The following is an 11,593-nucleotide window of genomic DNA, read 5'->3' on the forward strand; positions in this document are numbered from 1 at the left end:
CATTAGTCAATGGAAGGGAGCGATTTAAATGAAAAAGAAAAATATAGCAAAGTTAGCATTAGGAGGACTTGCAGTAGGTGGAGCTGCATTTGCAATAGGAAGCAATTACCTTTTTAAACTAGCAATTAGCACAAAGACAAATAAAGATAAAGTCTTTGGACCATCAGAAAAGGACGTTAGTATAGATGAAACTAGTGGACTGCTAAACAAAGAAGATTTAGAATGGTTTAAAAGTCGTGGAGATAAAAAAAATGTTTATATTTTATCTGATGATAATTTAAAGCTTCATAGTTATAAAATAAATAATGAAGTAGAAACTCATAAGTGGGTTGTTGTAGTTCATGGATATATGAGTAGCGCGATTTATATGTCAAGAATAGCAAGATATTATTATGAAATGGGATATAATATTCTTATGTTAGATTTAAGAGGGCATGGAAAAAGTGAAGGTGACTATATAGGAATGGGATGGCCAGATAGATTAGATATTTTATTATGGATAGATTATCTAATTAAAATGGACAAGGAGTCAGAAATAGTTTTACATGGAGTTTCTATGGGAGCTGGAGCTGTTATGATGGTTTCAGGAGAAGAATTACCTGAGAATATTAAAGCAATAGTTGAAGACTGTGGATATACATCAGCGTGGGAACAATTTAAATATCAATTAAAAGAGTTGTATAGATTACCAAGTTTTCCATTAATGGATGGAGCTAATGCTATTAGCAAAGCCAAAACAGGATATTCTATAAAACAGGCATCAGCAATTGATCAAGTTGCAAAATCAAAAACTCCGATTCTTTTCATTCATGGAGATGAAGATAAATTTGTACCTTATGAGATGATGGAAGAGTTGTATAATGCAGCAGAATGTGAAAAAGCAATGATAACTATTCATGGAGCTGGACATGCTGAGGCTGGGACTACAAATCCAGAAGTATATTGGAATTCTGTTAAATCTTTCTTAAATAAGTATATAAAAGAATAAAAGTGGAAAAATAAAAAAGAGTTGCATTTGCAACTCTTTTTATTATATAATAATTATTATTAGTTAAAAGAGGAGAAGATAGTATGGATAACAAGATTGCGTTAATATATGAAAATAAAACTTATAGATTAGATATATCAGGAGAGATGATACAAGAATTTAGTAAATATGAAGATGCTTTAAAAGCATTTGAAGCAAAAATAAAAGAACTAGATAATAGTGAAGAAGGTAAATGGCAAAATATGCTAGTAACTCTTAAAAATGTTGAAGAAAAAATAATAATCAATAATGAGTTTAAAAGTTTAGAATTTGAAGGGTTAAAATACTTTTTAAAGACAGATAAAGTATTTTTTATGAAAAATGGAGAGATGATTCCTCTATTAGGTGGATTTAGCTTTTTCAAAGCAGCAGTAGTTTTAACTGAAGAAGGTAGAGTTGGAACATTAGAAAGCTTAGTTCTTTTCTTAAAAGAATTAATGACTGCTAGAATAAATTATAGATTAAATGAACTATCATTATTAGTACTAAGTGCTGCATTTAATTATGGTTCAGCAGAATATAATTTTCAAAGTGAAAAATTAAATAAGGGCGCATCAATAGTTGATAGCACATTTGAAGAATTTAAATCATATATTTTAGGAATAATAAAAAAATAATAGAATAATAAATTAAAGGAATCAAATTCACTTGATTCCTTTAATTATTTAGTTTGAAAAATCAGAAAATTTAATTTTATTAATAAATAATAATTATTGACAGAAAATAATTATTATAATATAATTTGACTATAGGTTAAGAAAATAAAGAAATTAATATAAATAAAAAGTTCAGGAGGAAAAGAATATGAAAAAATTTATTTGTGTAGTTTGTGGTTATATACATGAAGGTGATATGCCACCAGAAAAATGTCCAGTATGTGGTGTAGGACCAGACCAATTTAAAGAACAAATTGGAGAAATGGCATGGGCAGATGAACATAAAGTTGGAGTCGCACAAGGTGTAGATGAAAGAATAATCGAAGGATTAAGAGCTAATTTTATGGGTGAATGTACAGAAGTTGGAATGTATTTAGCTATGTCAAGACAAGCAGATAGAGAAGGACATCCAGAAGTTGGAGAAGCATATAAAAGAATTGCATTTGAAGAAGCAGAACATGCAGCAAAATTTGCTGAGCTTTTAGGAGAAGTAGTTGTTGCGGATACTAAAGCTAATCTACAAGCGAGAGTAGATGCAGAATTTGGTGCATGTCAAGGAAAGAAAGATTTAGCAACTTTAGCTAAACAATTAAACTTAGATGCAATTCATGATACTGTACATGAAATGTGTAAAGACGAAGCTAGACATGGAAGAGCATTTAAAGGTCTTTTAGATAGATACTTTGGAGTAGATAGTGAAGATCCTTTTGAATTTAAAAAATATGAATTAATAAAAAGACAGGCAGAAAATGATTTAATAACTTCATTTTATTTTAAAAGAGTAGATGGAGAAAATTTAAAAGCACATAAAGCAGGACAATTCCTTTCAATTAAACCAGTAAAATCTGGAGAAAATATAGATGAAGTAAGACAATATAGTTTATCTATGAGACCAGGATCAGATTTTTATAGAATAAGTATTAAAAAAGAAGAAAAAGGTTTAATTTCTAGATATATACATGAAAATTTAAATGTTGGAGATATAGTTGAAGCAACTAGCCCACTTGGAGAATTTATTCTAAAAGAAGGAAATAATAATAGACCACTTGTTTTATTAAGCGGTGGAATAGGTGTTACTCCAATGATGTCAATGTTATATAAAGCATCAGGAGAAGGTAGAGATGTGACTTTTGCACAAGCAGTATTAAATTCAACAGCGCATACATTCAAGAAAGAATTAGAGAAGATTAAAGATGAACATTCAAATGTAAAATCTGCAATATTCTATCAAACACCACTTGAAAATGATGTTAAAGGTGAAGATTATGATTTTGAAGGATTTATGTCAAAAGAATGGATTGAATCATTACCTAAAAATGCAGAATTCTACTTCTGTGGACCTTTAGGATTTATGAAACACATTTATAATACTCTTACTGCTATGGGAGTTAAAGAAGAAGATATAAATTATGAAATGTTTGGACCAGCAGCTGATTTAAAAGATATGTAATTATTAAAGACAAAAACACACCTTAAAATTTTAAGGTGTGTTTTTTTACACTTGAAATTGAACCGGTACAAAAATGTTTCTAAAATAAAAATGAAACTATAGAGATAAACTATACAGTAGTAGAAAAGCTTTGTAGTTACTTAAAGATAGAAGGTTTTATTTTTAAAAAAATGTAAACAAACTATGATGGAGGGGGGAGAGGATTGAAAAAAAAATCTTATACAGTTATATTAACCTTATACACAAATGAGGAGGAAAAAAGATGGGAAGCGGAAGAAGTAAAGAACACACTAAAACTATGGGACTTATATTAACAGCTCTTATGATAGCTTTAGTATTTATAGCAGGAAGTATAATAAGAATTCCAACTTTTAATGGATTTATTCAACCAGGAGATTGTATGGTATTTACTAGTGCAGTTTTACTTGGCAAGAAAAAAGGATTTGTAGCTGGAGCTGTAGGAATGGCTTTAGTAGATATAGGAGCAGGATATTTAATGTGGGCTCCATTTACATTTATAATAAAAGGACTTATGGTTTTAACAGTAGCAGCTATATTAGATAGAAAAGAAAAAAGAAGTATGAAATTATACATAGGTGCATTTATAGTAGGAGCAATAGTTAATTTAATTGGATATTTTATTGGAAATGCAATAATGGGAGGAGTTATTACAGGAGCTACAACAGGATTGATGGGAAGTATTCTTTATGCAGCATCACATTTTGTTGGAGATTTATCAGAAGTTGTAGTAGGACTTATTATAGCAATACCACTTGCACCAATTGCAAATAATGCAAGAAGAAGATTTTTAGCACAATAAATAGTATTTATTGTATAATAGAATAAAGAGAGAGTAAAATTAGATGTATAAAGAAATTATACATCTAATTTCTTTATAAAAAGCTTTAGTAAATGTATATAATTTGTGAGAAATAAATCTAAAAAGTTATTCTTTTTAATAAAAAAAAAACTTTATTTTTTTGCGTTGACTAATAAAAAGGGCTATTATATAATTATCGAAGGTATTGAAAAAATTAACAATAGATGAAGTATTAAAGAAATAGTAATAATTAAAAAAAATTTTTGAAAAGAAGTTTAGTAATATCAAGTTTTATATTTAGTATTTCTAGCTTAAAAACTAAGAGGAATACTGAAAATAGTATAGATACTAAACTTTGGAGTGTTTAGTAATATTAAGAAAATTAGAAGAAAATTTACTTAAAAGGAACTGAAACTTTGGAAAAAATATAAAATGAAAGGATTTGAAGTTAGTTTTGAAAGAAAAAATAACATTGTATGGCTTTAACAATTTAACTAAAACTTTAAGTTTTAATATTTATGATGTTTGTTATGCCAAAACTGAAAAAGAAAAAGAAGATTATATAAGGTATATTGATGAGCATTATAATTCAGAACGATTAACCAAAATATTATGTGATGTAACTGAGATTATAGGAGCCCATGTTTTAAATATTTCAAAACAGGACTATGAGCCTCAGGGAGCTAGCGTAAATGTTTTAATTACAGAAGAAGCACTACCAGTAGCACTTATAGACCCTTCATGTAATAAAGGTGAATTTTCATATATGGGATTAAGAGATAGTGTTATGGGACATTTAGATAAAAGTCATTTAACTGTACACACTTATCCAGAATGTCATCCAAATAATGATATAACAACATTTAGAGTTGACATTGATGTATCTACATGTGGAAAAATATCACCACTTAATGCCTTAAATTATTTGATTTCTAGCTTTGATTCAGATGTGATTACAGTGGATTACAAAGTAAGAGGATTTACTAGAGATATAGCAGGTAGAAAATATTATATTGATCACGAAATAAGATCAATACAAGATTATATAGATAATGAAACACTAAGAAATTATGATTGCATAGATATGAACGTATATCAAGCAAATATGTTCCACACTAAGATGATGGTTAATGATATTAAATTAAATAATTATTTATTTAATTCAGACCAGTATGAATTATCTCCACATGAAAGAAGAGAAATTAGAGATAGATTATCAAAAGAAATGATAGAAATTTATGGTGGTGTGAATATTTATTAAGGGGGGAATGAAAATGAAGAATGAGTCTCTTCAAAGTAAAGCTCCAATATATGAAGCATTAAAATGGTATAAAAATCAAAGGATAGTTCCTTTTGATGTACCAGGACACAAACAAGGGAGAGGAAATAAAGAACTTCAACAATTCTTAGGGGAAGATTGTCTTTCAGTAGATGTAAATTCAATGAAACCGTTAGATAATCTTTGCCATCCTACATCGGTCATAAAAGAAGCAGAAGAATTAGCAGCAAAAGCTTTTGGTGCAGACAATGCTTTCTTTATGGTTAATGGTACAACTTCAGCAGTTCAAGCTATGATTATGAGTGTATGCAAAGAAGGGGATAAGATTATTATGCCTAGAAATGTTCATAGATCAGCTATTAATTCACTTATTCTTATTGGGGCAAATCCTATATATATAAATCCAGGTATACACGGTAAGCTTGGAATTTCATTAGGAATGTCTTTAAAGGATATAGAAAAAGCTATAAAAGAGAATCCAGATGCAAAGGCTGTATTTGTAAATAATCCAACATACTATGGAATTTGTTCTGATTTAAAAGAAATAGTTAAGCTTGCACATAGGCATGGGATGTATGTATTAGCTGATGAAGCTCATGGAACACATTTTTATTTTGATGAAAGATTACCTGTATCTGCTATGGAAGCAGGAGCGGATATGGCAGCAGTAAGTATACACAAAACAGGTGGATCTTTAACTCAAAGTTCTATGTTACTTATGAAAAATAATAGGGTAAATCCACATTATGTTAGAACAATTATAAATTTAACTCAAACTACTAGTGGTTCTTATCTTTTATTATCATCATTAGATATAGCAAGAAGAAATTTAGCACTTCATGGAAAAGAAATTTTTGAAGAAGTTGTTTCTATTGCAGAATATGCAAGAACTGAAATAAATAAGATTGAAGGTTATTATGCATTTTCAAAAGAAATAGTGAATGGTGATAATATATATGATTTTGATGTAACTAAATTAACAGTCAATACTCTAGATATAGGGCTTGCAGGAATTGAAGCCTATGATATATTAAGAGATGATTATGGAATTCAAATTGAACTTGGAGATATTGGAAATATACTCTCTATAATTTCAGTAGGAGATACTAGATATAATATTGAAAGATTAGTATCGGCTTTAAGTGAAATAAAAAGAATTCATACTAAAGATAAAAAAGGTATATTCGATCATGAATATATAAACCCTATAGTTAAAAAGTCTCCTAAGGAAGCTTTCTATGCAATTAAGGAAAGTATTGATTTAGAAAAATGTGAAGGAAGAATTTCGGGAGAGTTTGTAATGTGTTATCCACCAGGTATTCCAATACTTGCACCAGGAGAGCTTATTACGAAAGAATCTATAGAATGTATTATGGCAGCTAAGGAAAAAGGAAGCTTAGTAACAGGGCCAGAAGATATGGATATTGATAAACTACAAGTTTTAAAATAAATAATTTATTTAAGGAGTGATTTTAATATGGAATTATGGTACACAGAGGAACATACACCAGAGGCACGTTTTTCAATAAAGGTAGATGAGCAATTATATAGTGATAAAAGTGAATTTCAAAGAATTGATGTATTTAAATCAAAAGAATTTGGAACTTTCTTTACACTAGATGGATTAATGATGGTAACTGAAAAAGATGAGTTTATCTATCATGATATGATAGTTCACATTCCAATGGCAACTAATCCAAACATTAAAAATGTTTTAGTTATAGGTGCTGGAGACGGTGGAACTGTAAGAGAACTTACAAGATACAATACTATAGAAAAAATTGATATGGTTGAAATAGATAAATTAGTTGTAGATGTTTGTAGAAAGTTTATTCCTCAAACAGCAGCAAAATTAGATGATGAAAGAGTTACTTTATACTTTGAAGATGGATTAAAATTTGTTAGATCTGTAGAAAATAAATATGACTTAATAATAGTTGATTCAACTGATCCATTTGGACCAGGAGAAGGATTATTTACAAGAGAATTCTATGGAAATTGTTTTAAAGCTTTAAAAGAAGATGGAATACTTGTTAATCAACATGAAAGTCCATATTATGAAGGATATGCAAAATCAATGAAGAGAGCACATAAAAGAATTAAAGAGTGTTTCCCAGTTTGTAGAGTATATCAAGCACATATACCAACTTATCCATCAGGACACTGGTTATTTGGATTTGCATCGAAAAAATATGATCCATTAACAGCTGAAATTGAGTCATGGAATAATTTAGGATTAAAAACTAAATATTATAATACAGACTTACACAGAGGTTGCTTCGCGTTACCAAACTATGTGAAGGAAATGCTCCAAAGTGTTAATGAATAGAAATATAGAAACATTCTTAGGGTGTGAAGCAGAATATAAAGAAGCAACTACAGTAATTTTCGGAGCACCGTTTGATGGGACTACATCTTTTAGACCTGGAACAAGATTTGCAAGCAAAGTAATGAGAAGTGAATCTTATGGACTTGAAACTTACAGCCCTTACCAAGATGTAGATTTAGAAGATTTATCTATATATGATGGAGGAGATTTAGATATACCATTTGGGAATCCTCCTAAAGCGTTAGATATGATAGAAGAATATACAAGAGAAGTATTAAATGATAATAAAACACCTCTTATGATTGGAGGAGAACATTTAGTAACTCTTGGAGCTTTTAGAGCAATATATGAGAAGTATCCTGAAGTACATGTAATACATTTTGATGCACATACAGATTTAAGAGATAATTATTTAGGTGAAAAATTATCACACGCATCTGTTATAAGAAGAGTGTGGGATCTTACTGGAGATAATAAGATATTTCAATTTGGAATCCGTTCAGGAGAAAGAGAAGAATTTTATTGGGCAAAAGATCATATGTATACAAATAAATTTAATTTAGATACTTTAGAGGATATAGTAGAGAAGATTAAAGATAAGCCAGTATATATAACAATAGATTTAGATGTTTTAGATCCATCAATATTCCCAGGTACAGGAACACCAGAGGCTGGGGGAGTGACATTTAAAGAGCTTATGAATGGAATAATGACATTTTCTAAGCTGAAAAATATTGTGGGAATAGATATAAATGAATTATCACCACAATATGACACATCAGGAACATCTACGGCTGTTGCATGTAAGGTTTTAAGAGAAATGCTTATTGTAAGTAATAAAAATAAATAACTTTAATAGGAATGTATAATATACATTCCTATTTTTGAAAAATAAATTAATATAGAAGTATAATTGATAGTTAATAAATGTAGAAAGGATGAGAGTATGCTTAGAGAAATAGAAATTATAAATAGAGAAAATGATATAAATGAAGTAGGAAATATAAGGTTTATAAAAAAAGAAGAATTAGAGAAAATTATAGAATTACAAACTAAAGTAATGGAATGGTTATCAGATAAGGATTTATATTCACCACCAAAGGAAGAAGAATATTATAATCTTTTAAATGGAGAAAATAAAAGAGGGAAACTTATAGGGTGCTTTAATGAAGAGGAAAGCCTTATTGCTATGGGATCATATTGCTATCATGGAAAAGATGGGCATAATTATGGATATGATATAGAAATTGAAGGAGATGAACTTTTAGAAATAGCACAAATAGAAGCTACAGTAGTTCATAAAGATTATAGAGGAAATAAATTACAAGGTATAATTTGTGAAGTGATGGAAGAATTAGCTATAGAAGATGGTTTTAAAATTCTAATGGCAACAGCTTCTCCAGATAATCCATATAGTTTAAATACATTTTTGAAAAATGGATTTAAAATAGAAAAAGAAAAACTAAAATATGGTGGTCTTAAAAGAGCGATTTTAAGAAAAGATATAGGTAAATAGCTAGAGTAGTTGAAAAAACTCAAATATAGGGGCATATTGGAGAATAAAGAGAGAAGATAGGCAATTATATAGCTAAGAGAAAAGAAGCCTAAAATAAAGGGATAGAGGACAATAAAAGGAAATAAAAAAAGCACCTAAAATTAGGTGCTTTTTTATAACTTAAATTAAGCTCTGTTAACTGATCCGAAAAGAACCATTTTTTCTTTAACGATAGCTTTGATAGCTTCAAAACCAGGGTTAAGAAGTTTTCTTGGGTCAAATCCTTTTCCTTCTAAATCTTTACCAGCTTCGACATACTTTCTAGTAGCATCAGCGAAAACTAATTGACATTCAGTGTTAACGTTGATTTTCGCAACTCCTAAAGATATAGCTTTAGTAATCATGTCATCAGGGATTCCTGTTCCACCGTGTAATACTAAAGGCATGTTTCCTGTAGCAGCATTGATTTTAGCTAAAGCGTCAAAATCTAATCCAGTCCAGTTTGCAGGGTATTTACCGTGGATATTTCCGATACCAGCAGCTAACATTGTAACTCCTAAATCAGCGATTTGTTTACATTCATTAGCGTCAGCTATTTCACCAGCACCAACAACTCCGTCTTCTTCTCCACCAATAGAACCAACTTCTGCTTCTAAAGATAATCCTTTTTCATTAGTTATTTTAACTAATTCAGTTGTTTTTGCGATATTTTCTTCGATTGAGTAGTGTGATCCATCAAACATAATTGATGAGAATCCAGCTTCAATACATTTAAAACATCCTTCATATGAACCATGGTCTAAGTGTAAAGCAACAGGAACAGTGATGTTTAATTCTTCTATCATAGCAGTAGTCATAGCAGCTACTGTTTTATATCCTGTCATGTATTTTCCTGCACCTTCTGAAACTCCTAAGATAACAGGTGAATTATTTTCTTGTGCTGTTAAAAGTACAGCTTTAGTCCATTCTAAGTTGTTTATGTTGAATTGACCAACAGCATATTTACCTTCTCTAGCTTTTTGTAACATTTCTTTTGCTGAAACTAACATGTACAAAACCTCCATATACTTTTAAAAATTTAATATTAGGAATTCTCTGATAAATCATAGAATTCCTCTCTAATTAGTAGTATAACTCAAAAAGAAAAATATGCAAATAGAAATAGTTAAAAATATATGAAAAGTAGTGGCAGAAATTATATTAATTGAACAAACATTGTAGAAAATAGATGATATTTTAATTAAATATCTAGAGAATTAATAAATAGTTAAAAAATAAGGAAAAAGAAAAAAGATACATCTTTTGATGTATCTTTTATTTAAAAATTAATCTTCGTAAAGATATTTTCTAGTCATTGGAAGATTGTTGTTAGTTCCTTTTGAGAATAACATTTGATGTATATCTATAGTCCAGTAATGGAAAGCAGCAGCACAAGATGCAAGATATAATCTCCACATTCTTATGAATCTTTCGTCACACATTTCTATTTCTTTAACTTTATCGATATTTGCATCAAAATTATCTAACCAGTGCATAAGAGTTTTCATGTAGTGAAGTCTTAAACTTTCTACGTCAATTACTCTGAAATCTAAGTCAGCAGCAATATGCATTTCTTCTCTTCCTGTTGGTAAATATCCACCTGGGAAAATATACTTAGTGATAAAGTGATTTCCTTCAGTTTCAATTGGGTTAGTTATATTGTGTAATAGGAATAATCCGCTCTTTTTAAGAACAGCGTGGATGTTTTCAAAGTATAATGGTAAGTTGTTGTGACCAACGTGTTCAGCCATACCAACACTTACAACTCTATCGAATTCAAGTCCACTTTTCTTAAGGTCTCTGTAATCCATAAGTTTGATTTCTACTAAATCTTCTAAACCTTGTTCTTTAATTCTTTCTTGACCTTTCTTATATTGTTCTTCACTTAAAGTGATTCCCATAGCTTTAACTTTGTAAAGTTTAGCAGCTTCTATTATAAGGTAACCCCATCCACATCCTACATCAAGAAGAGTTTGGCCTTCTTTAAGATTTAATTTCTTTAAGATATGGTGTATTTTATTCATTTGGGCATCATAAAGAGAGTCATCTTCATTTTTAAAATATCCACATGAATAACTCATAGTTTCATCTAACCAAATACTATAAAAATCATTTCCGATATCGTAGTGGCTAGCAATATCAGCTTTTGATTTAGCTTTTGAGTTTGAAGCTATTTTACCAACAAATTTTAAAAGAATACTTTCATTTAAGAAACTATCGCTTTGTCTCATTATACTTTCAAATATTTCTTGAAGATTTCCTTCTAAATCTATTTTTCCGTCTAAGTAAGCTTCACCAAGTGCAATACTTGCATCAGCTAAAAGTTCTTTTTTAGTAGGAAATTCATTAATTACTACTTTGAATTTTGGAGTTCCTTCTCCATAATTTATTTCTTCTCCATCCCATAACTTAAGTGTAAATGGTTGATCACTTAGTTTTTTACAGAATGATTTAACAATTACTTTATCCATTGCCATTTTATTCACCTCTTGTTTAAA

At 29.4% G+C, this 11,593-nt stretch carries 10 protein-coding genes and 2 pseudogenes; 10 read left to right on the plus strand and 2 right to left on the minus strand.

The features are described 5' to 3' along the window. Positions 1-28: 28 nt before the first annotated feature. The 10 genes and pseudogenes from Q0W06_RS07235 to Q0W06_RS07280 all read left to right on the plus strand — a co-directional run bounded on the left by Q0W06_RS07235 (position 29) and on the right by Q0W06_RS07280 (position 9,077). On the plus strand, positions 29-988 hold the full coding sequence (locus Q0W06_RS07235; protein WP_297633327.1) for an alpha/beta hydrolase: 960 nt from the start codon (positions 29-31) through the stop codon (positions 986-988). 83 nt (positions 989-1,071) lie between these two features. Beyond that, the gene (locus Q0W06_RS07240; protein ID WP_297633329.1) at positions 1,072-1,644 is read left to right on the plus strand and encodes a hypothetical protein; all 573 of its coding nucleotides are present in this window, start codon (positions 1,072-1,074) and stop codon (positions 1,642-1,644) included. 187 nt (positions 1,645-1,831) lie between these two features. Continuing rightward, a pseudogene (locus Q0W06_RS07245) lies at positions 1,832-2,368 on the plus strand (NADH peroxidase); the annotation flags it as partial. 60 nt (positions 2,369-2,428) lie between these two features. After that, positions 2,429-3,133 (plus strand): annotated as a pseudogene (locus Q0W06_RS07250) (FAD-binding oxidoreductase); the annotation flags it as partial. Between the two features lie 262 nt (positions 3,134-3,395). Further along, complete coding sequence (locus Q0W06_RS07255) at positions 3,396-3,953, plus strand: ECF transporter S component (protein ID WP_297633330.1); 558 nt, start codon at positions 3,396-3,398, stop codon at positions 3,951-3,953. A 442-nt stretch (positions 3,954-4,395) separates the two neighbouring features. Further along, on the plus strand, positions 4,396-5,214 hold the full coding sequence (speD, locus tag Q0W06_RS07260) for an adenosylmethionine decarboxylase (RefSeq protein WP_297633332.1): 819 nt from the start codon (positions 4,396-4,398) through the stop codon (positions 5,212-5,214). 13 nt (positions 5,215-5,227) lie between these two features. Continuing rightward, positions 5,228-6,682, plus strand: coding sequence for an aminotransferase class I/II-fold pyridoxal phosphate-dependent enzyme (locus Q0W06_RS07265; RefSeq protein WP_297633334.1), 1,455 nt, complete (start codon positions 5,228-5,230; stop codon positions 6,680-6,682). Positions 6,683-6,709: 27 nt separating this feature from the next. Continuing rightward, positions 6,710-7,561 (plus strand): polyamine aminopropyltransferase, encoded by an 852-nt coding sequence (gene speE, locus Q0W06_RS07270; protein WP_297633335.1) that lies wholly within the window; start codon positions 6,710-6,712, stop codon positions 7,559-7,561. Beyond that, positions 7,554-8,411: an agmatinase gene (speB, locus tag Q0W06_RS07275; RefSeq protein WP_297633382.1), complete on the plus strand. Its 858-nt coding sequence runs from the start codon at positions 7,554-7,556 to the stop codon at positions 8,409-8,411. Before speE ends, speB begins: the two co-directional genes overlap by 8 nt. Positions 8,412-8,507: 96 nt before the next feature. Further along, positions 8,508-9,077, plus strand: a complete 570-nt coding sequence (locus tag Q0W06_RS07280) for a GNAT family N-acetyltransferase (protein ID WP_297633337.1) — start codon at positions 8,508-8,510, stop codon at positions 9,075-9,077. Between the two features lie 164 nt (positions 9,078-9,241). Here Q0W06_RS07280 and fba read toward each other — a convergent pair whose 3' ends face one another. Further along, positions 9,242-10,105 carry a class II fructose-1,6-bisphosphate aldolase gene (fba, locus tag Q0W06_RS07285; protein ID WP_297633339.1) on the minus strand — a complete coding sequence of 288 codons (864 nt, stop codon included), beginning with the start codon at positions 10,103-10,105 and terminating at the stop codon, positions 9,242-9,244. 276 nt (positions 10,106-10,381) lie between these two features. Further along, positions 10,382-11,572, minus strand: coding sequence for a cyclopropane-fatty-acyl-phospholipid synthase family protein (locus tag Q0W06_RS07290; RefSeq protein ID WP_297633341.1), 1,191 nt, complete (start codon positions 11,570-11,572; stop codon positions 10,382-10,384). Between the last annotated feature and the right edge of the window lie 21 nt (positions 11,573-11,593).

The organism is uncultured Clostridium sp. (genome assembly GCF_947072515.1).
In the GTDB taxonomy this organism is placed as follows: Bacteria; Bacillota; Clostridia; order Clostridiales; family Clostridiaceae; genus Clostridium.

What these genes read in the sequence shown, in the direction of transcription:
- Q0W06_RS07235 (WP_297633327.1), top strand. Translation starts at nt 29, where the DNA reads ATGAAAAAGAAAAATATAGCAAAGTTAGCATTAGGAGGACTTGCAGTA.
- Q0W06_RS07240 (WP_297633329.1), top strand. Translation starts at nt 1,072, where the DNA reads ATGGATAACAAGATTGCGTTAATATATGAAAATAAAACTTATAGATTA.
- Q0W06_RS07255 (WP_297633330.1), top strand. Translation starts at nt 3,396, where the DNA reads ATGGGAAGCGGAAGAAGTAAAGAACACACTAAAACTATGGGACTTATA.
- Q0W06_RS07265 (WP_297633334.1), top strand. Translation starts at nt 5,228, where the DNA reads ATGAAGAATGAGTCTCTTCAAAGTAAAGCTCCAATATATGAAGCATTA.
- speE (WP_297633335.1), top strand. Translation starts at nt 6,710, where the DNA reads ATGGAATTATGGTACACAGAGGAACATACACCAGAGGCACGTTTTTCA.
- speB (WP_297633382.1), top strand. Translation starts at nt 7,554, where the DNA reads ATGAATAGAAATATAGAAACATTCTTAGGGTGTGAAGCAGAATATAAA.
- Q0W06_RS07280 (WP_297633337.1), top strand. Translation starts at nt 8,508, where the DNA reads ATGCTTAGAGAAATAGAAATTATAAATAGAGAAAATGATATAAATGAA.
- fba (WP_297633339.1), bottom strand. Translation starts at nt 10,105, where the DNA reads ATGTTAGTTTCAGCAAAAGAAATGTTACAAAAAGCTAGAGAAGGTAAA.
- Q0W06_RS07290 (WP_297633341.1), bottom strand. Translation starts at nt 11,572, where the DNA reads ATGGCAATGGATAAAGTAATTGTTAAATCATTCTGTAAAAAACTAAGT.